17 protein-coding genes, 1 tRNA gene and 3 rRNA genes are annotated in these 22,168 nt (G+C 41.6%); 5 read left to right on the plus strand and 16 right to left on the minus strand.

Annotation, left to right across the window (positions count from 1 at the left end):
* Positions 1-22: 22 nt before the first annotated feature.
* The 13 genes from BIV20_RS14680 to BIV20_RS14740 form a co-directional block, all read right to left on the minus strand.
* A 23S ribosomal RNA gene (locus BIV20_RS14680) occupies positions 23-2,912 on the minus strand.
* A 298-nt stretch (positions 2,913-3,210) separates the two neighbouring features.
* A 5S ribosomal RNA gene (gene rrf, locus BIV20_RS14685) occupies positions 3,211-3,328 on the minus strand.
* Positions 3,329-3,515: 187 nt separating this feature from the next.
* Positions 3,516-5,048: ribosomal RNA gene (locus BIV20_RS14690) — 16S ribosomal RNA — on the minus strand.
* Together the 16S, 23S and 5S rRNA genes form the textbook arrangement of a ribosomal RNA operon.
* A 419-nt stretch (positions 5,049-5,467) precedes the next feature.
* On the minus strand, positions 5,468-6,163 hold the full coding sequence (locus BIV20_RS14695) for a CvpA family protein (RefSeq protein ID WP_143524476.1): 696 nt from the start codon (positions 6,161-6,163) through the stop codon (positions 5,468-5,470).
* A gap of 8 nt (positions 6,164-6,171) precedes the next feature.
* A complete protein-coding gene (locus tag BIV20_RS14700) occupies positions 6,172-7,356 on the minus strand; it encodes a DUF5711 family protein (protein WP_075717315.1) in 1,185 nt (394 codons plus the stop codon).
* 74 nt (positions 7,357-7,430) lie between these two features.
* Positions 7,431-8,654, minus strand: coding sequence for a LysM peptidoglycan-binding domain-containing protein (locus tag BIV20_RS14705; protein ID WP_075717317.1), 1,224 nt, complete (start codon positions 8,652-8,654; stop codon positions 7,431-7,433).
* Positions 8,655-8,823: 169 nt separating this feature from the next.
* A complete protein-coding gene (locus BIV20_RS14710; RefSeq protein WP_075717319.1) occupies positions 8,824-9,765 on the minus strand; it encodes a transketolase family protein in 942 nt (313 codons plus the stop codon).
* Positions 9,753-10,592, minus strand: a complete 840-nt coding sequence (locus tag BIV20_RS14715) for a transketolase (protein WP_075717321.1) — start codon at positions 10,590-10,592, stop codon at positions 9,753-9,755. Before BIV20_RS14715 ends, BIV20_RS14710 begins: the two co-directional genes overlap by 13 nt.
* Positions 10,593-10,613: 21 nt before the next feature.
* Positions 10,614-11,210: a recombination mediator RecR gene (recR, locus tag BIV20_RS14720; protein ID WP_075717323.1), complete on the minus strand. Its 597-nt coding sequence runs from the start codon at positions 11,208-11,210 to the stop codon at positions 10,614-10,616.
* Between the two features lie 24 nt (positions 11,211-11,234).
* On the minus strand, positions 11,235-11,588 hold the full coding sequence (locus BIV20_RS14725) for a YbaB/EbfC family nucleoid-associated protein (protein ID WP_075717325.1): 354 nt from the start codon (positions 11,586-11,588) through the stop codon (positions 11,235-11,237).
* Positions 11,589-11,621: 33 nt separating this feature from the next.
* A complete protein-coding gene (gene dnaX, locus BIV20_RS14730) occupies positions 11,622-13,187 on the minus strand; it encodes a DNA polymerase III subunit gamma/tau (protein ID WP_075717327.1) in 1,566 nt (521 codons plus the stop codon).
* Positions 13,188-13,189: 2 nt separating this feature from the next.
* Positions 13,190-14,263 (minus strand): 6-phosphofructokinase, encoded by a 1,074-nt coding sequence (locus tag BIV20_RS14735; protein ID WP_075717329.1) that lies wholly within the window; start codon positions 14,261-14,263, stop codon positions 13,190-13,192.
* 126 nt (positions 14,264-14,389) lie between these two features.
* A complete protein-coding gene (locus tag BIV20_RS14740) occupies positions 14,390-14,953 on the minus strand; it encodes a TetR/AcrR family transcriptional regulator (RefSeq protein ID WP_075717331.1) in 564 nt (187 codons plus the stop codon).
* 181 nt (positions 14,954-15,134) lie between these two features.
* On the opposite strand from BIV20_RS14740, the gene BIV20_RS14745 reads away from it, so the two are divergent.
* Positions 15,135-15,641, plus strand: a complete 507-nt coding sequence (locus BIV20_RS14745; RefSeq protein ID WP_075717333.1) for an HXXEE domain-containing protein — start codon at positions 15,135-15,137, stop codon at positions 15,639-15,641.
* Positions 15,642-15,698: 57 nt separating this feature from the next.
* A tRNA-Ser gene (locus BIV20_RS14750) sits at positions 15,699-15,787 on the plus strand.
* A 77-nt stretch (positions 15,788-15,864) separates the two neighbouring features.
* On the opposite strand, the gene BIV20_RS14755 is transcribed toward BIV20_RS14750, so the two are convergent.
* Together BIV20_RS14755 and BIV20_RS14760 are read right to left on the minus strand one after the other, a co-directional pair.
* Complete coding sequence (locus BIV20_RS14755) at positions 15,865-16,839, minus strand: sugar ABC transporter substrate-binding protein (protein ID WP_075717335.1); 975 nt, start codon at positions 16,837-16,839, stop codon at positions 15,865-15,867.
* A 2-nt stretch (positions 16,840-16,841) separates the two neighbouring features.
* Complete coding sequence (locus BIV20_RS14760) at positions 16,842-18,845, minus strand: methyl-accepting chemotaxis protein (RefSeq protein ID WP_075717337.1); 2,004 nt, start codon at positions 18,843-18,845, stop codon at positions 16,842-16,844.
* A gap of 225 nt (positions 18,846-19,070) precedes the next feature.
* Between BIV20_RS14760 and nagB the strand changes: the two genes are divergently transcribed.
* The 3 genes from nagB (at position 19,071) to BIV20_RS14775 (ending at position 21,359) form a co-directional block, all read left to right on the plus strand.
* Entirely contained in the window at positions 19,071-19,802 is a 732-nt protein-coding gene (gene nagB / locus BIV20_RS14765; protein ID WP_334309565.1) for a glucosamine-6-phosphate deaminase, read from the plus strand.
* Positions 19,803-19,824: 22 nt separating this feature from the next.
* On the plus strand, positions 19,825-20,946 hold the full coding sequence (gene nagA, locus BIV20_RS14770) for an N-acetylglucosamine-6-phosphate deacetylase (protein WP_075722030.1): 1,122 nt from the start codon (positions 19,825-19,827) through the stop codon (positions 20,944-20,946).
* 272 nt (positions 20,947-21,218) lie between these two features.
* Positions 21,219-21,359 (plus strand): hypothetical protein, encoded by a 141-nt coding sequence (locus tag BIV20_RS14775; protein ID WP_158024957.1) that lies wholly within the window; start codon positions 21,219-21,221, stop codon positions 21,357-21,359.
* Here BIV20_RS14775 and BIV20_RS14780 read toward each other — a convergent pair.
* Positions 21,343-22,044, minus strand: a complete 702-nt coding sequence (locus BIV20_RS14780; RefSeq protein ID WP_075722031.1) for a hypothetical protein — start codon at positions 22,042-22,044, stop codon at positions 21,343-21,345. The two genes, BIV20_RS14775 and BIV20_RS14780, sit on opposite strands and share 17 nt — an antisense overlap.
* Positions 22,045-22,168: the final 124 nt, after the last annotated feature.

Consider the following 22,168-nt stretch of genomic DNA (forward strand, 5'->3'; position numbering starts at 1 on the left):
ACACAGAAATCTTCATCCGTTCTTGGTCAAGCCCTCGACCGATTAGTAACAGTCAGCTACATGCATTACTGCACTTCCACCTCTGCCCTATCTACCTTGTACTCTTCAAGGGGTCTTACTTCCTAAGAATGGGATATCTCATCTTGAGGGGGGCTTCACGCTTAGATGCCTTCAGCGTTTATCCCTTCCGGACTTGGCTACTCTGCCATGGCATTGGTATGCCAACAGATACACCAGTGGTCCGTCCATCCCGGTCCTCTCGTACTAAGGACAGCTCCTCTCAAATATCCTACGCCCGCGCCGGATAGGGACCGAACTGTCTCACGACGTTCTGAACCCAGCTCGCGTACCGCTTTAATGGGCGAACAGCCCAACCCTTGGGACCTGCTACAGCCCCAGGATGCGATGAGCCGACATCGAGGTGCCAAACCACTCCGTCGATGTGAACTCTTGGGAGTGATAAGCCTGTTATCCCCAGGGTAGCTTTTATCCGTTGAGCGATGGCAATCCCACTTTATACCACCGGATCACTAAGTCCTAGTTTCCTACCTGCTCCACCCGTCGGTGTCGCAGTCAAGCTCCCTTCTGCCTTTGCACTCTACAAATGGTTTCCGACCATTCTGAGGGAACCTTTGAGCGCCTCCGATACCCTTTCGGAGGCGACCGCCCCAGTCAAACTCCCCGCCTGGCATTGTCCCACCGCCGGATCACGGCGGCTGGTTAGAAATCCAATACTGCAAGGGTGGTATCCCAACAGTGGCTCCATTGAAACTGGCGTTCCAACTTCTAAGCCTCCCACCTATCCTGTACATGCAGTACCGAATCCCAGTACCAAACTGGAGTAAAGCTCCATGGGGTCTTTCCGTCCTGGCGCGGGTAACCAGCATCTTCACTGGTACTTCAATTTCACCGGGTGCATTGTCGAGACAGTGCTCAAATCATTACGCCTTTCGTGCGGGTCGGAACTTACCCGACAAGGAATTTCGCTACCTTAGGACCGTTATAGTTACGGCCGCCGTTTACTGGGGCTTAAATTCAAAGCTTCGCTTGCGCTAACCTCTCCTCTTAACCTTCCAGCACCGGGCAGGCGTCAGCCCATATACCTCACCTTTCGGTTTTGCATAGACCTGTGTTTTTGCTAAACAGTTGCTTGAGCCTATTCTCTGCGGCCCATCAAAGATGGGCACCCCTTCTCCCGAAGTTACGGGGTCATTTTGCCGAGTTCCTTAACAATGCTTCTCCCGTCGGCCTTAGGATTCTCTCCTCATCCACCTGTGTCGGTTTACGGTACGGGTACAGTATAAACAATAGCGGCTTTTCTTGGTACATGGCTCACATGCTTCGCTACTTTAGTTCGCTCCACATCACGTCTTCGGATTGCTAAGCGGATTTGCCAACTTAACTCCTACCTCGCTTGTACCGGTCTTTCCATTCCCGGCTCATGCTTTCCACATACGTCCCCACAGTTCTGTTATACTGCAGTACAGGAATATCAACCTGTTGTCCATCGACTACGTCTTTCGACCTCGCCTTAGGTCCCGACTTCCCCAGAGCAGATCAGCTTTACTCTGGAAACCTTGGATATTCGGCCGGAAGGATTCTCACCTTCCTCTCGCTACTCATTCCGGCATTCTCTCTTCCTGACACTCCACAGCTCCTTTCGGTACTGCTTCGTCGCGTCAGCAATGCTCCTCTACCGATGTATAAATACATCCCACGGCTTCGGTGTCATGTTTTAGCCCCGGACATTTTCGGCGCAGGACCTCTCGACTAGTGAGCTGTTACGCACTCTTTGAATGAATGGCTGCTTCTGAGCCAACATCCTAGTTGTCTTCGAAATCCCACATCCTTTTCCACTTAACATGCACTTTGGGACCTTAGCCGGTGGTCTGGGCTCTTTCCCTTTTGACTATCCAACTTATCTCGTATAGTCTGACTCCCATGAATCATCTGACTGGCATTCGGAGTTTGATATTCTTCGGTAAGCTTTGACGCCCCCTAGGAAATTCAGTGCTCTACCTCCAGCAGACTCTCATGAGGCTAGCCCTAAAGCTATTTCGAGGAGAACCAGCTATCTCCGGGTTCGATTGGAATTTCTCCCCTACCCACACCTCATCGCCACCCTTTTCAACGGATGTGCGTTCGGTCCTCCATTGCCTTTTACGGCAACTTCAACCTGGACATGGGTAGATCACCCGGTTTCGGGTCTACTCCATCTGACTTAATCGCCCTATTAAGACTTGGTTTCCCTTCGGCTCCAGACCTTCAGTCCTTAACCTTGCCAGATGACGTAACTCGCCGGACCGTTCTACAAAAAGTACGCGGTTCACCACATAAGGATGTTCCACAGCTTGTAAACACAGGGTTTCAGGTTCTCTTTCACTCCCCTCCCGGGGTTCTTTTCACCTTTCCTTCACAGTACTATGCGCTATCGGTCACTAAGGAGTATTTAGCCTTACGGGGTGGTCCCCGCTCATTCCATCAAGGTTTCTCGTGTCTCGATGTACTCTGGATACCGCCATGTCAACTTATTTTTCGCTTACGGGGCTTTCACCCTCTCTGGCTGGCTTTCCCAAAACCATTCTGCTAAACTCGTTGAATCAATTATGCGGTCCGAACCCCGGAATGCACGCATTCCGGTTTGGGCTCTTTCGCGTTCGCTCGCCGCTACTTACGAAATCGATGTTTCTTTCTCTTCCTCCGGCTACTTAGATGTTTCAGTTCACCGGGTTCCCTTCCATACGTTATGGATTGGCGTATGGATGACTGGAGTCTCTCCAGCCGGGTTTCCCCATTCAGATATCTCCGGGTCATAGGATATTTGCTCCTCTCCGAAGCTTTTCGCAGCTTATCACGTCTTTCATCGGCTCTTAGTGCCAAGGCATCCACCCTGCGCTCTTATTTGCTTGACCTCTTTTACGCGCTGACATAGCGTTGTCATCGCGGGTCCGCATCTTTCGATGCTCGTATCTTTGATACTTGTTATTCTCGGATGTTTGATGTCTTGAATCTTATCATCAATTTTTCTATGTGAACTTTTCAAGGTACATTTCTGACTGAACTTTATCAGTCATTAGAAAACTCAAATCTCTTTGAACCCTCTAATCACTGGTAAAACCAGCTATCTTAACAGCACTTCCCTGCTGATTCAGGTTGGCTTCCGTAAAAGCCCGTTCTATATTAAAAGCTTTTCAGCTTATTTTCTTTTTAATCTGGCAGCCACCTGCTCTCCCATGCCGTCTCCAGCATAGTACCATCGGCCGCTTAGGTCTTAACCATCGTGTTCGGGATGGGAACGGGTGTGTCCCCTAAGCGCATCACCACCAGAAATTCCTGTCATTAAGTTTTTATAAGGAAGTTCGATTCACTAAATTCGACCTTCGCCTTAGGCTCGTTCTCATTAAGTTCCTTCGAACTAAGTTCGCACTAACTTCATCCTTCGCTTCTGCTCGGATTCACCAAGTGCTCTACTTAATAACTCAACAGTGAAACAACTTCTACTCGATTTTCCTTAGAAAGGAGGTGATCCAGCCGCACCTTCCGATACGGCTACCTTGTTACGACTTCACCCCAGTTATCGAACCTGCCTTCGGCAGCTCCCTCCTTGCGGTTGGGTCACTGACTTCGGGCATTTCCAACTCCCATGGTGTGACGGGCGGTGTGTACAAGACCCGGGAACGTATTCACCGCGACATTCTGATTCGCGATTACTAGCGATTCCAGCTTCATGTAGTCGAGTTGCAGACTACAATCCGAACTGAGACGTTATTTTTGGGATTTGCTCCACCTCACGGCTTCGCTTCCCTTTGTTTACGCCATTGTAGCACGTGTGTAGCCCAAGTCATAAGGGGCATGATGATTTGACGTCATCCCCACCTTCCTCCAGGTTATCCCTGGCAGTCTCTCTAGAGTGCCCGGCCGAACCGCTGGCTACTAAAGATAAGGGTTGCGCTCGTTGCGGGACTTAACCCAACATCTCACGACACGAGCTGACGACAACCATGCACCACCTGTCACCAATGCTCCGAAGAGATAGTACATTACATACTAGGTCATTGGGATGTCAAGACTTGGTAAGGTTCTTCGCGTTGCTTCGAATTAAACCACATGCTCCACCGCTTGTGCGGGTCCCCGTCAATTCCTTTGAGTTTCATTCTTGCGAACGTACTCCCCAGGTGGAATACTTACTGCGTTTGCTGCGGCACCGAAGAGCTTTGCTCCCCGACACCTAGTATTCATCGTTTACGGCGTGGACTACCAGGGTATCTAATCCTGTTTGCTCCCCACGCTTTCGAGCCTCAGCGTCAGTAATCGTCCAGCAAGCCGCCTTCGCCACTGGTGTTCCTCCTAATATCTACGCATTTCACCGCTACACTAGGAATTCCGCTTGCCTCTCCGACACTCCAGCCGAACAGTTTCCAATGCAGTCCCAAGGTTGAGCCCTGGGTTTTCACATCAGACTTGCCCTGCCGCCTACGCTCCCTTTACACCCAGTAAATCCGGATAACGCTTGCTCCATACGTATTACCGCGGCTGCTGGCACGTATTTAGCCGGAGCTTCTTAGTCAGGTACCGTCATTTTCTTCCCTGCTGATAGAGCTTTACATACCGAAATACTTCTTCGCTCACGCGGCGTCGCTGCATCAGGCTTTCGCCCATTGTGCAATATTCCCCACTGCTGCCTCCCGTAGGAGTTTGGGCCGTGTCTCAGTCCCAATGTGGCCGGTCACCCTCTCAGGTCGGCTACTGATCGTCGCCTTGGTGGGCCGTTACCTCACCAACTAGCTAATCAGACGCGGGTCCATCTCACACCACCGGAGTTTTTCACACTGCTTCATGCGAAGCTGTGCGCTTATGCGGTATTAGCAGCCGTTTCCAGCTGTTGTCCCCCTGTGCGAGGCAGGTTACCCACGCGTTACTCACCCGTCCGCCACTCAGTCACAGAACAATCAATTCCGAAGAAAATCAAGTTAAGTGCTTCGTTCGACTTGCATGTGTTAAGCACGCCGCCAGCGTTCATCCTGAGCCAGGATCAAACTCTCTAAAAAAGTTTTTCCTAACCAGAATCATTTCTGGCTTTTACTGTTTTAAGGTCGCATCTTTTGGATGCTGTCCTGCAAAAAATTCTGTCAGTCTTTGCCGACTCTTTCACCTTCTAAAAGGCGAAAACTCTTAGAATCTTTCAAGGTTGTTTCACTGTTCAGTTATCAATGTTGTTTGTTTTGCTGTCTCAAGCGACAACTTCTATATCTTATCACAGTTATCTGCTCTTGTCAACAACTTTTTTTATTTTTTCCAAAATATTTTTTAGAAGTTTGCCGCCGTTCCCAGCGGCGAAGATTATAATATCATGTTTATTTTGACCTGTCAACACTTTTTGACAACAATTTTAGTCTCTTTTTTTAGTATTTTTTTCCATTAATTTAATAGATATGGGGGTCTACTGGAAAGCAGACCCCCATATCTATTACAAAATCACTCGCATCAAAATATATTCTACCAAATTATTTTCATATAAAATTTTTAAGAGTGCATTCTGATTAATATCAATCAACAGTCCTTGGCACAATTCACTACTTTTACATACAGTAATTGCAAAGAATATAATCCATACCACTATAATCCCTTCTATCGCTCCTGCCAACGTGCCCCCCAAATGATTCATACCATTCAATACCGGAAGCTTTGCTATAATGTCCAATAGATTTATTAAAATCCGAAGCACCAAAAATACCACAATAAAAGTTATCACGCATGCCATCACATTGATAATGATACCGGCCACATAATTTCCTATTTCTTGATAAACACCGCTCTGTTCTAATAAACCATCTGCTGTTTCAGCCGTTCTTTGAGTCAACAATTCTTGCCATTCTTTCGGAATCTCTATCCCTGCTATCTCAATAGTTTCTTGAACTCCCGCTTCTTGTGCCATTTCATTTTGCGCTTTTCCCTGTATGCTTTCTACACATTTTTGCTGTATGTTATGATAAACAGGTGTTTTTTCCAAAAAATCAGAAACATAAGGTGACATCCACACTACTAACCCAATGGTAAGAAATAAGGATATCAGCGAAAAAAATACCCGTATCAATCCTTTTCTATATCCCTGAAAGGTAAATAAAGCTAATATAATAACTACCACTGCAAATAAAACATTCATTTCCACTTCTACTTCAATCTCACTTTCTGTGTTTCTCCATCCATCATAAAAATGTATTCCAGGCTATTCTTGGTAGAGAATACCTTCCAAATACTTTTTTCAAAATTATAATGAAATTTTCGATTTCCTCTCATTTTATAAATGGCGCACTCCAATTCGTTGCGGACACATATTTCATCATTTTCAAGAAAATTAATTTCAGCATAATCCATATCAAAGGTCTGGCTCATCTCTTCCGTTCCTCGTAAATTATATACACTCATTTTGTATGGTTGCTTTACACTGTCATTATTAAATACGAATCCCAGATATGCCTCATTGTAAAAAATACTACGTACTTCCTGTTTCAATTCGATTTCCTTTTTCACCTGAGGCTTTTGTGTTCCTTCAAATATAATTGCTTTCTGGTCTCCAAATGCTACCATAATGTCATTGGTAAGAAATTCTATTTTAGGAAAAACCATATCTGCATAGGAATACGTCCCTACAATATTATCAATCTCATTTTGTCCTACAGAACCGAAATTGTAAAAAGTAATTGTATTTTTTACGTTTCCTCCATTGATATCTAATAAGGAAACCGCCATCTTCTTTCCATCATTAGAAAGTGTAATATCTAATGGATATCCACTGTTTTCTGTATGTACTTCTCCTTCTGCCAAAAAGGTTCCTTCTTTGTCATAAACCTGCAAATATCCTGTTCCATTCTGTTCCATCAAAATAGCAACCGTTCCCTGATTTGCCACCTGCACCCGCTGAATGGGCATAGTTGTTTCTATTTCACCACTTTTGCCCTTCACATCCATAATATAAATCTTGTTGCCCTTCTTCTCCGCAATAGCGGCATATCCTTCGCAAACATCTACCATAGGCGCCTGCATCTCGTAAGTTTGATTCCATATAAGTTGATTCTTCTCATCAATGCAAAGAGCTCCGTCCTTACCGTATTTCAGAATATTCCCTGCAAAAGAAACAAACTGTGTTCCAGCAGAATCTTCTCTTTCCACACTATTTATAATTTCATATTTAGAGTATATCTTTGCTTGAAAATAGAGATATCCCGCCGTCAAAAGCACTAACAATAATACCACTATAATACATATCCATCTTAATATTCTTCTCCGGTGGACTCGGATTTTCTCATGCATTTCTTCTACGTCCGACTGTACCACCCGGTATGTTCCTTCTGCCAAAACTGCACCTCCAAAATTACACTTGCATCTATTATAACGCATTTTCTTTGTCCGTGCATTAAAAAATAGTTTTTTCACGGCAGAATCAGTTTCTGTCCCGCCTGAATTTGATTTCCATTCTCTATTCCATTGGCCTGACACAATTCAGCTACTTTAGACTTATCCTGATACACCTTTAAACATATGGATTCTAACGTATCTCCCGCTTGAACCACATAATACTGCGGTTCTGACGCCTGTTGCGGTTCTGACGTCTGCTGCTGTTCTATCGCCTGCTGATTCACCACTTGCTGTTGCATTGTCTGTGATTCCGCTACTTGTTGCTGTTTTTCCTCTTCCTGTAAAGGCACTACATCCGATTCTACACTTTCTACCACTAAATCGGATTTTTCCTCTTTCTTTTCCTGTTTCTCTTCCTTCATTACATATAATACATCCTCAACTTCTTTCATTTTTCGGTAATTGTTGATGGTTGTAATCCCCACAAGACAAAAAGCAATCATAAAAAAGGAGGCTGCCGTATACAAAAATCGTTTATTTTGACGTTCCACCTTATGTCCTTGTTTTTCCATCATGCTCTGTCGATAATTTTGCAATGCCTTTTCCGCTTCCGACAACGGTTCCTCCATGCTGCTTTTTGCAAATATCTCCTCTTTTTTTTCTTCTACAGTTTTCTCATGTATTTCTTCGTGCAACTTTTCCCATTCGGAACCGTCTATACTTACCTCTTCTCTTTTTCTTATCATATATTCCTGCATGGCAATATTTTTTTCATAATAAATATAGTAGCCTTCTCTTTTTTGCAGATACCCTTGCTCATAGATGTAAAACAACTCCTCATCCTCTTCTGCATCCATTAGCATCAGTATTTTGTCTCTTCCCGTAAAATATTTGCGATGCGCGGACTCTATTGCTGTAGTAAGTTGCAGTCCTTCTCCCTTTTTTCCTACAAACCAACCAACTATAGTAGTATCAGAAAAATATTCCTGACTTTCTGTATATATGTATTCCCAAAAACTTTCATCCAGATAAATACTGTCAAACTGAAATACTGCTTGTCCGCATTCAATTGCTCCACTAATAAATGTATAGCGCATATCTTTGCTGACACAGCTCTTTCCCAACAACACCGCTGCTGATTTTTGCACAGAACGTGCCTGATTTCGCAGATAGGTATACACATAATCTTCCATATATATTTTGTGTCTTCCTCGCGGATTTCCTATCTGTCGGATGTTTTTCGGCGGCTTTATTTCCTGTTCTTCCTGCTGATTTTCCCTGCAAATAATTTCTATCATGTCATCACCTCATTTTTTTGTCCATGTTAGCATATTCTCTTTGCAGTTTTTGAAAATTCATGTCCTGATTTCTAAAAATGTTTCGTGTTTCTTTGGCAGTATTCTTTTTTAGGCATCAAAAAAGGACTTTCCACAACATTTTTTGTTGTAGAAAGCCCTTTTTGTTCGTTTATTTTACAAATGCTTTTACTTTTTCATAAATTCCATTTGCATCCAGTCCGTATTTTTCAATCAACTTTATTGCCGGTCCGGATTCTCCGTATACATCATTAATACCAATTTTGCATACCGGTGTTGGTGCCTTTTCACACAGACATTCGCATACCGCACTTCCCAATCCGCCAATTAGAGAATGTTCTTCTACGGTTACTACTTTTCCTGTCTTCTTTGCGGATGCTGCAATCAACTCGCTATCTAATGGCTTAATGGTATGGATATTGATAACTTCTGCATCTATTCCATCTGCTGCAAGCTTTTCTGCTGCTGCAAGAGCCTCTGATACGCAAAGTCCGGTTGCTACGATGGTCACATCTTTTCCTTCCTTTAACAACACGCCTTTTCCTATCTCAAATTTATAATCCGGGCGGTCATTGATAACCGGAACTGCAAGACGTCCAAATCTCAAGTACACCGGTCCATCTAATTCATAGGCAGCCTTTACAGCCGCTTTCGCCTCCACATCATCGGATGGATTGATAACAATCATTCCCGGAATCGTACGCATTAATGCAATATCTTCATTACACTGATGAGTTGCTCCATCTTCTCCTACAGAAATTCCTGCATGTGTTGCTCCAATTTTTACATTCAAATGCGGATATCCCACAGAGTTACGAACCTGTTCAAAAGCTCTTCCTGCTGCAAACATCGCAAAGGAGCTTGCAAAAGGTACTTTCCCTGTTGCTGCCAATCCTGCTGCAATCCCTATCATATTGCACTCTGCAATTCCACAGTCAATGTGACGTTCCGGAAACTGCTTCTTGAAAATTCCTGTTTTGGTAGCTTCTGCAAGGTCAGCATCTAATACTACCAGATTCTCATGTTCTTTTCCTAATTCCACTAATGCATTTCCATAGCTTTCTCTGGTTGCAATCTTTTTTACTTCTGACATAATGCTTCACCTGCCTCCTTCAGTTCTTTCATGGCAATTTCATATTCTTCATCGTTTGGTGCTTTGCCGTGCCATCCTGCCTGATTTTCCATAAAGGATACACCTTTACCTTTTACAGTCTTCATAATAATAGCTGTAGGCATTCCCTTAGTCTCTCTTGCTTCTTTAAATGCAGCACGGAGCTCATCAAAATCATTTCCATCTGCTACATTAATTACATGGAAGTTAAATGCTTTGAACTTCTCATCGATTGGATAAGGAGAGCATACCTCATCTACCTTTCCATCAATCTGTAAACCGTTATTATCTACAATTACTACAAGGTTGTCCAACTTACGGAACCCTGCAAACATAGCAGCTTCCCATACCTGTCCTTCCTGAATCTCACCATCGCCAAGAAGTGTGTAGACGCGATAGCTGTCTCCACTTAATTTTGCAGAAAGTGCCATTCCTGTTGCAACAGAGATTCCCTGTCCTAAAGAACCACTGGACATATCAATTCCCGGCGTATGTTGAAGACACGGATGTCCTTGTAAATGAGAACCAATATGACGCAAAGTCTCTAAATCCTCCACCGGAAAAAATCCTCTATTTGCCAGAGTCGCATAAAGTCCCGGTGCAGTATGTCCCTTAGACAGTACAAAACGGTCTCTGTCCTGTTTCTTTGGATCCTTCGGGTCGATATTCATTTCCTCAAAATACAGATAAGTAAACAGTTCGGTTGCAGATAATGATCCGCCCGGATGTCCAGCCTTAGCAGCATGAACTCCGGTAATAATACCTTTACGGACTTCATTTGCAATCTTTTGAAGTTCTAAATTTTCCATGATTTTCTCCTTTAAAAATAATTATATTTCTGTTCTTCCTTCCAGTGCACGCAATAATGTCATTTCATCAATATATTCCAAATCACCACCTACAGGAACTCCACTGGCAATTCTGGAAACCTTAATACCCGTAGGCTTAATCAGCTTACTGATATACATTGCTGTTGTTTCACCCTCCAGACTAGAATTTGTCGCAATAATTACCTCATTTACATCCCCCTGAAGTCGCTGCATCAGCTCCTTTAACTTAATGTCATTTGGACCAATGCCAAGCATCGGGGAAATTGCTCCATGCAACACATGGTAAACACCTTCATATTTTCCGGTTTTTTCATACGCTGCCAAATCTCTAGTATCTTCTACTACCATAATGGTCTTCTGATCACGATTACTGTTCTTACAAATCGGGCAAAAATCATCATCCGTCAATGTGAAACACTGTTTACAATACCTCACATTTCTTCTGGCGTCAATAATTGTGGCAGATAATTTTTCAACATGTTCTACCGGCATATTTAATATATGAAATGCCAGTCTTTGGGCAGACTTATTTCCAATCCCCGGAAGTCCTGACAATTCTTCTATTAATTTACTAATCTGAGTACTGTAATAATCCATTGTTTTCTCCAATTTCTTATTCGATTAGAATGGGAAACCTCCGCCCATTCCTCCCAGTCCACCGGTTATTTTGGACATAGACTGTGCAGAATACTCCTCAATCTGTCTTAATGCTTCGTTGGTTGCAGCCATAATTAAATCTTCTAACATTTCAATATCATCCGGGTCCACAACTTCTTCTGCAAGTTTTACCTTAGTTACTTCTTTTTTACCGGAAACAGTTACTTCAACCGCTCCACCACCTGCAGTTGCAGTTACTTCTTTTTCTTCTAACTCTTTTGTTGCTTCTTCCATCTGTTTCTGCATTTTCTGCGCCTGCTTCATTAAATTGTTCATGTTTCCAGGCATTCCTCCCGGAAATCCTCCACGTTTTGCCATTTTCTTTCCTCCTAATTCTAAACCTCTATATTTCTAATCTTCAATAGTTACTTCCATATTTATTAACTTACTGATGTCCGGAAAAGATTCTTCAAACGGTCGATTTGTCTGATTCACTTGAACCTTGACCTCTACCTCTTTTCCAATTTTCATTGCTATGGCATCTTTCAATTCCTGCCTGTGACTATCAGAATTAACAATCCCTTCTGCCACTTCATCATCTAGCACAATCAGCAACTGGCTTTCTCCGCCCAGGCTTAAATGTGCCGGACGCAAATAATTTTTCAACATTCCGGAAAGTCCTTCTAAAATAGAGTTCCAATTCTTCACTACCTGTTGCACATCCTCCGGAATCGCTTTCGGTAGTTGTGGTCTGGGCTTTGGTGTTGTACTTGGGGATGTTCCTGCTGTCTGAGTAGGTGCAGCTGACATCTGTACCGGCACTCCCTCTTCCACCTTTTTCTCCAACTGTGCAATACGTTCTACCAAAGAACCGTAATCTTCTTCCATTTGCGGCTTACACAGTTTTATCAACGCAATCTCTATCATAACTCTTTTCTGAGTTGCATATCGTATCTGATTGGACAATTCAGAAAAAATCCGGATATAACGCATTAGCTGCGCCGCTTCTATCATTTGGGCTTCTTCCTTCAACAGTGCCAGATTGTCACTTGAAATGTCCAGCACATCTTCCATATTATCAGAACTTTGCACTAACAGCAAGTTCCGAAGATACCATGTAAAATCTACCACAAATTGTCCCGGTTCTCTCCCCTGAATAATCAGTTCTTCTAATAATGCAATGACTCCCGGAATATCTTTTTCCATAATCTTACGAAGCATCCGGCTAAACACTTCCGTATCCACCGCCCCGAGAACCTCTAATACATTATCATAGGTGAGCTTCTGTCCAAGGTAAAAGGCTATACACTGATCCAAAAGGCTCAACGCATCACGCATGGAACCGTCTCCAGCTTTAGCAATGTAACGAATTGCTTTTTCTTCTACCTCTACCCCTTCCGTCTCCATCAATTCTGTTAATCGCGCTGCAATGGTATCAATGGTAATTCTCTTAAAATCATACCGTTGACATCTCGACAAAATGGTAATTGGTATTTTATGCGCCTCTGTTGTTGCCAAAATAAAAATGACATAAGAAGGGGGCTCCTCCAAAGTCTTTAACAATGCATTGAAAGCTCCTATAGATAACATATGAACTTCATCAATGATATAGACTTTGTACTTGCCCTCTGTCGGTGAATATGCCACTTCCTCTCGAATCTCACGAATGTTGTCCACACCGTTGTTAGAAGCTGCATCTATTTCTATCACATTCATAGAGGTCCCTTCTGCAATCGCCTTACAGGACGGGCACTCACCACATGGACTGCCATCTACGGGATGTTCACAGTTCACCGCCTTTGCAAAAATCTTAGCAATAGTGGTCTTACCTGTTCCACGGGTCCCGCAGAAAAGATAGGCATGTCCGATTCTGTCTGCTTTTATTTGATTCTTTAATGTTGTAACAATGTGTTCCTGACCCTTGACGTCTTCAAACTCCTGAGGACGGAACTTACGATATAACGCAGTATAAGACATTTTTAATCTCCAAAACTAATACCGATGAGCTTTGCCTCATGAATCATTTGGCAATCCGGCTCTACGGTCTTTAACTTTCCTGCCACTTCTTCTAATGGCACTGGCTTTGTATTTCCATTTATCATGGCCACCATGTAACCATATTTATTCTGTAAAATCAATTCTGCTGCCGCTGCACCAAGTCTGGTACAAAGCACTCTGTCATAAGGACATGGACTTCCACCTCTCTGAGTATGTCCCGGAACAGTTACACGCACTTCACACCCTGTTTTTTCTTCCAATCTTGCCGCAACCTCATAAGAAACTGATGGATATGGTGACTTCTTAAGTTTCTCCTTATATTCCTTCTTGGTAAGTTTTGCATCTTCCTTAGAAATAGCACCTTCTGCAACTGCAAGAATAGTAAATCCTTTTCCTTCCTTGCTTCTCTGCCGTACTGCTTCTGCCACCTTATCAATATCATATGGTATTTCCGGCAACAGAATAATATCTGCGCCTCCGGCAACTCCGGCATACAAGGTAAGCCATCCCACCTTATGTCCCATGACCTCTACAATAAACACCCGATTATGGGATGCTGCTGTTGTATGAATACAATCAATGGCTGAAGTTGCAACGTCAATGGCACTCTGAAATCCAAAAGTAATATCTGTGCCATAAATATCGTTATCTATTGTCTTAGGAAGATGAATTACATTCAATCCTTCTTCCCGCAAAAGATTTGCCGTTTTCTGTGTTCCGTTACCGCCGAGTATCACGAGACAGTCTAAGCGAAGCTTCTTATAATTCTTCTTCATTGCCTCTACCTTGTCCAATCCGTTCTCATCCGGTATCCGCATCCGCTTAAATGGCTGTCTGGAAGTTCCCAGAATCGTTCCACCCTTGGTCAGAATTCCTGAAAAATCCGCCGGTGTCAGCAATCGATAATTTCCATAAATAAGTCCTTTATAACCTTCATAGAATCCGTATACTTCTAACTCATCTGTATTCTTGCTTAATCCTTTTACAACTCCGCGCATTGCGGCATTCAATGCCTGACAATCTCCACCACTTGTCAGCATCCCGATTCTCTTCATCGACTTCACATCCTTTGCGTTTTATGTGTTTATGCGTTTTTACACCTTATTATATCCTATTATTTTGTATATCTCAAGAATATATTACAGTAATATTTCTTGATGTTTCCTGATAAAATACAATTTTCACACCAAAAACGTTTGAAACGCACTCAACAATTTTGGACTGAAAAAGGAAATCATCTCCTGCATACTTTCCACCCCATGCGTTATACACCACTTTATAGATGTCATGATAATTGCAGAATAAATTTCAGCAACATATTCTGCCTTTTCCACATTCTCTTCCTGTACATACGCTTTCAAGAACTGTTCACTCAGATACACCGACATATCTTCATATAAGTGAATCTCTTCTGTTTGAATTCTCCAAAGTCTGGAATACACCTCGCGTTTCTCATATACATCCTGATATACATTTTCAATACTTTTCACAATCTGTGTTGGTTCTTCTAATGAAAATCTTTTCTGTACCATCTGTTCAAACTCTTGTTGCATCGCCTGACACATACACCTTGCCAAATCATATTTGTCTGTATAATGTGCATAAAATGTAGAACGATTAATCAGCGCCTCCTCTAATATTTCCTGCACTGTAATGGAAGAAAAGTCCTTTTTCCCAAGTAAGTTCAAAAAACTATTTTGAATATTTCTTTTTGTTTTAATAACACGTAAATCTTGTTGATTCATTTTTATCTCCTGGTCTACATCTTTACGTAAATCATTATAGAACTTTTTATATAAATAAGCAACTATTTGTATGTTATCTGTTGCTTATGCATAATATTATCCATTTTCTAATGGTTGATACTTGCTGTTTCTTTTTCTAATATCTACTTGTAATTATCAATATTAAGGAGGATATACTTACATGAATGAACTGATTTGGTTAGCACCGTTATTATTTATTGTACATGATATGGAAGAAATTATATGGGGACTTAGCTGGAAAAACAAGAATAGCTGTCGCAAAAAATATATTAACATTCCATTTACCCCTTTTGGAACCCTATCGGATACATCGGTCTTCGCACTTGCCGTTGGAGAAGAATTGCTCTTATTTCTCTTAGCTTCCAGCATTGGATATTTCTTTCATCGCTATGAACTATGGCTTGGGATTTTATTCGCCAATACTTTCCACTTGGTAGTGATTCATATCATTGGCACACTTCTCATTTACAGAAGCTACGTTCCCGGACTTATCACTTCCATATTAACTTTAATTCCAAATTGTCTTATAATAAAAAAAGCTATAGAAATGCTTGATTATTCCACCGTTCATCTTATTTTATGGCTTGTACTTGGAACCATTATTACTTTCGCAAATCTAAAAGCTGTACATAAATGCGATGGACTGTTTCGCAAATTAATTCCTTAAAAATAGTCATTGCAATCTTAAAAATAATTCGTTATACTATCGTATGTGATATGAAAAGGAGGAGTACCCAAGTGGCTGAAGGGTCTGGCTTCGAACACCAGTAGGTCGGTAGCACCGGCGCGGGGGTTCAAATCCCCCCTCCTCCGTTCCATACAAAAATCCGTATTCATAGATAATATTTTATCTAAAAATACGGATTTTTTAATTTTGATTAATATTTTATCTATTTATACTCAGCTACATTGCTACTATCCACTCTTTCAAATGGTACCCATACATATTTTCCATCCTCAGTAGCTCCCTCTATGCCATCTATAGACTCGCCCTTTGCAAACTTTATAGCCGCTTCTATTGCAGCTTGCCCCTGCCCAACAGCGGACTGATAAACGGTAAATGCCATTTCGCCTTTTTCAATTGCAGCACATCCATCGGCAGTTGCATCCACTCCCAGAATTGGTAATTCGCTTAAATCGATTTTTGCTTCTTTACATGCCTCCACTACTCCAAGTGCCATTCCATCATTATTACAGATAACACAATCCACAGGTACACCTGTTTTTAAAAATATTTCAAACATTTCTTTCGCCTGCTCTGTATCCCAGTTGGCATAATCCTCAAAAACATAATTGATTTTCTTTCCACTTGCTTCTAAAGTCTGTTTTGCGCCGCTAGTTCTTCCATTCGTTGCAGAGTGATTCTTTGGCCCCTTAAGAAGAACCACATTAATCTCATCCTTATCCGCAAATTTATCCAGCACATATTCTGCCTGATACTGACCCGCTACTCCTTCATCCGAACCTACATAAATATATTTTCCTTCTTCCAACCGTCTATCATCCGGACAACTATTAATGAATATAATTGGAGTATCACCTGCATTTGCCTTCAATTCTACTGCTGTATCCGCAGATACCGGTCCACAGATAATAACATCGTATCCTTCCTTCACTGCTGTTTTGATATGGTCTACTTGATTTTCTATGGATTCCTCTGAATCCATCACATCAAACTGACCCCCTTCAGCTGATGCTTTTTCCTGTGCCGCATCTACCAACATCTGTCGAAACGTATCCATTGAATTTAATGTGAGAAGTACCTTTATATTCTTACTACCTGCCGTTCCCTTGCCACCACAGGCGGAGAGGGTCAACATTCCAATCATTGCAACACACAATAATATACCTAGCTTCTTTTTCATTTTTAGCACTCTCCCTTCTCTATCTTAAATATCTCAACCTGATTTGCCAGCTCTTCTGCTGATGCGGTCAGTTCTTTTGCATCACTTGCCACCGCCTGGCTGTTTCCTGTAATGTTGTTTGCCTGTTCTACCATAGTATCTGATGTAGCAAGAATCTCTTCTGAACTTGCTGCCTGTTCTTCTGAAATTGCAGCTACATTACTTGCGACCTCATCTACTTTTTCTACTTTTTCAATCATCCTCTGTACCAAACTACTTACTACATCAATGTTGTCAAAGATGACATCAAATGTTTTTAATGCCTCTCCCACCAATTCGCTACTACTATTGATATTATCTACGCTGTCATCTGCCTGCGTAACTGCATCCTTAACCAGCGCATTAATTTCAAAAATGAGACTCTCGATATTGCGTACAGAATTCGCGCTGTTCTGTGCCAATTGTCCAATCTCTGTAGCAACGACAGCAAAACCTTTTCCTGTTTCTCCAGCTCTTGCTGCTTCTATCGATGCATTTAAGGATAACAGGTTTGTTTCCTCTGCAATACCACTAATAACACTGGTTATATTCGTAATCTCTTCCGATGCTTTTCCTACCTTGTCAATTGCCTGTTGCAATTTCACCACGGATTCATTGATACTCTGCATTGCAACCCCAACATTTTGCATATCTGTTTTTCCTTGACGAGAAACCTCTACCGTTTCCTTCATCTTACCATCAACCTGTTCGCCATCTTCTCTGGTATCTGCTACTACCATTGCTAATGTTGTTGCGTTTTCTGCAATTTCATTAACCGAAAGAGATAACTGTTCTACTGTATTGTTCAATTCCTGCATGGACTGACTCTGCGTTCTGGAGGCATCATACATCTGGTCAGAAACATTATTACTGTTATCTGCCTGTATATGTAGCTTACTAGATACTCCGTGAATCGAAGAAATCATGTCACGCATTGACTCAATGAATTTCTCTACACATTGACTCATAACACCGATTTCATCACCACTTCGAGTTTTTACACTTACTGTAAAGTCACCATCCGTCATAGCTGTAATTACTTTCGTCAGTTCTTTTACCGGTTTGATTGTAATATGTACCACACGACCAATCAAAATAGCCAGCATCAATAACGACACGTTTGCTATTACAACCATAACCAGTCTAACCCTATTAATATCAGAATAAACAACTGATGTCGGAATATAAGACACCAATATCCAGTCTGTTCCCGGTACTTCTTTAAAAGCAGTCATATTACCATCCATCTCTGTCATCTGATAATCACGTTGCTCACGTTTTTCTTCTATATCCCTCATAAAGCTATCCTTGGATTCACTCAGCTTCGTAGAAATGAGACTGTTATCACGATGCGCAAGAATTGTACCATCTGTGGAATTTACAAGGAATGCCTGTGCATCATCCATCTCTACAAAACTGTTTACGATAATACTAATACGCTGAAGAGACAAATCCGCTGATATCACCTTCATCGTTCCAGAATTATCATTTAAAATACCAGATGCACTAAGCACCGCTTCACCATCTGCATTCGTATATGCATCAGTGAATCCCATATTTACTCTTGTCAAACCATCTTTATACCATACCGCTTCCGTCGGATCACTTTCTGTCTTTCCGGAACCTGTTGCCGTTATCAGTTTTCCCTTTTCATCCGCTATATACAGTCCCTCCGGATAGTTATCACTATACCCATAATATTGGTCTAATATAAGTTGAAGTCCTTTTTCATCCGGTTCCGTTCCTTCTATGGTCTGTTTCACACTCTGAAATGCTGCCAGGTTCTCATTTAACCATGCTTCAATCTGATTTGCCTGATTTTCAATAGATGAATTCAAAAGGCTTTCAGAATATCCGGTTATGATATTTTTGGAAATATAATAAGATACTCCTACCAACAGCAATACAATAATGATTACTACCGGAAGTATTGTTCCCAAAAGCTTTGTCTTGATAGAAACCATTTTCTTTTGTTTTTTCTGCTTCATTTTCCTCTACCTCCCTGATTCATATTATATACTTCCATTATAATACCTTTGTGTATTTTGCACAAGACGCTATGGATTTTCTTTCTGCTTTTTTCTGATTTGCACATTCTTTCCCTTTTTTTATCTTATATTTCTTTCTTACTTTAAACTCATTGCGATTTTTGCTTTTTCCTGTTAGCATTATCTTGAAGATTGTCTATCTATGATATGGGGGTGTTTCTTATGATTAAAATTATCAAAGCCAAAGATTACACTGAAATGAGCCGTAAGGCTGCTAATATTATCTCCGCACAAGTTATCATGAAACCCAACTGTGTCCTGGGGCTCGCAACCGGTTCTTCCCCTCTGGGCATCTATACACAGTTAATTGATTGGTATAAAAAAGGAGACCTGGACTTCTCTCATACAAAAAGCGTCAATCTAGATGAATACCGCGGACTGTCTCACGACAACGAACAAAGCTACTATTACTTCATGAACGAAAACTTTTTCAAGCACATCAATATTGCTCCCGCAAACACCTATATTCCGGATGGTATGGAACCGGATGCTGCCAAGGCGTGTGCCGACCATGAAGCTATTATTCAAGAATTGGGAGGTATTGATCTGCAACTTTTGGGACTAGGTAATAATGGCCACATCGGATTCAATGAACCCGGCGTTGCTTTCGAAAAAGAAACCCACTGCGTAAACCTGACAGAAAGTACGATTCAGGCAAATTCCAGATTTTTCAAAAAAATTGAAGATGTTCCAACTCAGGCTTATACCATGGGAATCAAGACTATCATGATGGCAAAAAAAATCTTAATCATTGTAAGTGGTGAAGGCAAAGCCAATATTGTAAACAAAGCCTTCTTTGGTCCTGTTGTACCACAGGTCCCCGCTTCCATCCTTCAAATGCATCCGGACGTTACTCTCGTAGCCGATGCTGCTGCTTTAAGTAAATGTCCACTTTAATAATAGTAGAAGGGAGTTTTCTATGAAAATTATAAATGGTCTTGTTTTCCATGAAAATGAAGGATTTATAAAAGAAACACTATATACAGAAAATGGTCTTTTTTCAGACCACACCACAGATAACGTAGAGGTTGATGCCAATGGATGTTATGTCATTCCCGGATTAATTGATATTCATTTTCATGGTTGTGCAAACCATGACTTCTGCGATGCATCTTTGGCAGGACTTCATGCCATAGCAGAATATGAACTTAGCCAGGGTATTACTTCTATTTGCCCGGCCTCCATGACACTATCAAAAGAAATGCTTATAGATATCTGCCAAAACGCACAGGTATTTGCTGCTGAACCAAACAATACTTCTGAATCACGTTTGATTGGAATTAATTTGGAGGGCCCTTTTATTGCTTATGAAAAACGGGGTGCTCAAAACCCGAATTACATCACGTCTGCCAGCTACGAGGCATTAAAAGACTGGCAGAAAGCTTCCGGCGGACTGATAAAACTTCTGACCCTTGCTCCCGAAACAGATGGTGCCATGGAGTTTATCCCAAAATTGAAATCCTCTCCATTTAAGGATATCTCCATTTCAATCGGACACACCTCCAGTGATTATGCCACTGCTATAGCCGCCTTTCAAGCCGGAGCAAACCATGTGACTCATCTTTTTAATGCCATGTCCGGATTTACCCATCGAGCTCCCGGTGTTATCGGTGCAGCTTTTGATACTCCAAACTGTTTCGTCGAAATAATTTGTGATGGTGTACACATTCATCCATCTGCTATCCGCACTGCTTTTTCTATGTTTACAGACAATCGCATTGTTTTCATCAGCGATAGCATGATGGCAACCGGAATGCCTGATGGTATGTATTCGCTAGGCAATCAAAACGTAATCGTTAACGGTAACCGCGCCACTCTGGCAGATGGCACACTCGCGGGCTCTGTTACCAATCTTGCCGACTGTATGCGCACCGCCGTGACCATGGGAATTCCGTTGGCTAGTGCTGTAAAATGCGCCACTATCAATCCCGCTCGTTCCATTGGCGTAGATGACAAATACGGAAGCCTTACATTCGGAAAAATTGCAGACTTTGTTCTATTAAATCGTGACCTTTCCTTACGCGAAGTACACAAAGCATAATCCCCTGTAGATTTAAGAAGACCCTGCTGATTTTGCAGAGTCTTCTGACACTTTTGCTAGAGCTGATATTCTCTTTTCGGAAATGATTCCGCCCCCCGAGATATTCATACTCTGTGTTTCATTGTAACATACCGCTTTTTATTTACCATGAACTTTGAGGAAAGTTTTCTTTTTTCCAAATTTTCCTCAAAGTTCATGGTCTTTTTTCTACACATGAGTTATTCTTGTCCTGTAATTATTAAATACATAACAGTTATAGGAGGATTTTTACAATGAAAAAATTTTTTAGCGTTTTATGTGCAGCTTTATTACTTTCTTCCGCTTTGATGATGTCATTCGGAAACCCGGTAAATCATTCTGGCGATAGCGGAGCGGCTACTTTAGGATTCCACCTCGCTATAGAAGATCAGTAAAATTCCATTTTTCTTTGAGATAATGAACTAGTCGCTGACATTCTTTTTCATTATCCATAGCTTCCCACATATGATAACCTTTTTGCAGCTGCTTTTGCGCCTGCTCTTCCTCACCCTTTCCCAGCAAGGCAAATCCCTTGTTCACAAGAAAGTACGGAAACAGGCGCAGGCGGTTGTTTTCTTTACTAATTTCTATTCCCAAATCACACAAATCTATGGCTTCATCATATCTTTTTTCATCCACTAAAATATCAGAAAGATTATGAATAATAATTTGATACTTCTTTACTCTCTCATTCCCATCCAGCACATGGTTATCCATATAGTCTTTCAGTGCAAAAAGAATCTTCATTGCCTTATCATTATCGTTTTTCGCATAATTATTTGCTATATTGGTTAAAATCGTTATCTCATTATAAGTCAATAACCCTTTGACCTTAAATCCTTCCTTCATGTATCCGGGCTTTGTCATCTGCAATGCCTCTTCCAATTCTCTAATAACCGTTTCTGCCTGCGCCCCTTTCGCCTGACTTATCATCGCCTTAGTAAAACGGCAATATTGAGAATTCAACACATCTCCTTCCGAAATAGACGCTTCGAATTCTTCTACCAACTCTTCTAAACCATCGAAATCTCTTTCCGCCAACTTTCCTACAATCTTTTCACAAATTTCCACCTGATACATTTCTTCTCTACTGGGATTAGGGTGTCAAAAGACACATTAATTAATATCTGATTTTGTTTGTACCTTGAAAATTTAACACGAATTGAGTTGTAGCTTTGCTTTAGACCTGTTTGCCAGCGATTGT

This window comes from Roseburia sp. 499 (assembly GCF_001940225.2).
In the GTDB taxonomy this organism is placed as follows: Bacteria; Bacillota; Clostridia; order Lachnospirales; family Lachnospiraceae; genus Petralouisia.

Excerpts from the sequence above, each read along its gene's own strand:
- BIV20_RS14695 (WP_143524476.1), bottom strand. The coding sequence starts at position 6,163 with ATGAATGTTTTATTTGCAGTGGTAGTTATTATATTAGCTTTATTTACC.
- BIV20_RS14705 (WP_075717317.1), bottom strand. The coding sequence starts at position 8,654 with ATGATAGAAATTATTTGCAGGGAAAATCAGCAGGAAGAACAGGAAATA.
- BIV20_RS14710 (WP_075717319.1), bottom strand. The coding sequence starts at position 9,765 with ATGTCAGAAGTAAAAAAGATTGCAACCAGAGAAAGCTATGGAAATGCA.
- BIV20_RS14715 (WP_075717321.1), bottom strand. The coding sequence starts at position 10,592 with ATGGAAAATTTAGAACTTCAAAAGATTGCAAATGAAGTCCGTAAAGGT.
- recR (WP_075717323.1), bottom strand. The coding sequence starts at position 11,210 with ATGGATTATTACAGTACTCAGATTAGTAAATTAATAGAAGAATTGTCA.
- BIV20_RS14725 (WP_075717325.1), bottom strand. The coding sequence starts at position 11,588 with ATGGCAAAACGTGGAGGATTTCCGGGAGGAATGCCTGGAAACATGAAC.
- dnaX (WP_075717327.1), bottom strand. The coding sequence starts at position 13,187 with ATGTCTTATACTGCGTTATATCGTAAGTTCCGTCCTCAGGAGTTTGAA.
- BIV20_RS14735 (WP_075717329.1), bottom strand. The coding sequence starts at position 14,263 with ATGAAGAGAATCGGGATGCTGACAAGTGGTGGAGATTGTCAGGCATTG.
- BIV20_RS14740 (WP_075717331.1), bottom strand. The coding sequence starts at position 14,953 with ATGAATCAACAAGATTTACGTGTTATTAAAACAAAAAGAAATATTCAA.
- BIV20_RS14745 (WP_075717333.1), top strand. The coding sequence starts at position 15,135 with ATGAATGAACTGATTTGGTTAGCACCGTTATTATTTATTGTACATGAT.
- BIV20_RS14755 (WP_075717335.1), bottom strand. The coding sequence starts at position 16,839 with ATGAAAAAGAAGCTAGGTATATTATTGTGTGTTGCAATGATTGGAATG.
- BIV20_RS14760 (WP_075717337.1), bottom strand. The coding sequence starts at position 18,845 with ATGAAGCAGAAAAAACAAAAGAAAATGGTTTCTATCAAGACAAAGCTT.
- nagA (WP_075722030.1), top strand. The coding sequence starts at position 19,825 with ATGAAAATTATAAATGGTCTTGTTTTCCATGAAAATGAAGGATTTATA.
- BIV20_RS14775 (WP_158024957.1), top strand. The coding sequence starts at position 21,219 with ATGAAAAAATTTTTTAGCGTTTTATGTGCAGCTTTATTACTTTCTTCC.
- BIV20_RS14780 (WP_075722031.1), bottom strand. The coding sequence starts at position 22,044 with ATGTATCAGGTGGAAATTTGTGAAAAGATTGTAGGAAAGTTGGCGGAA.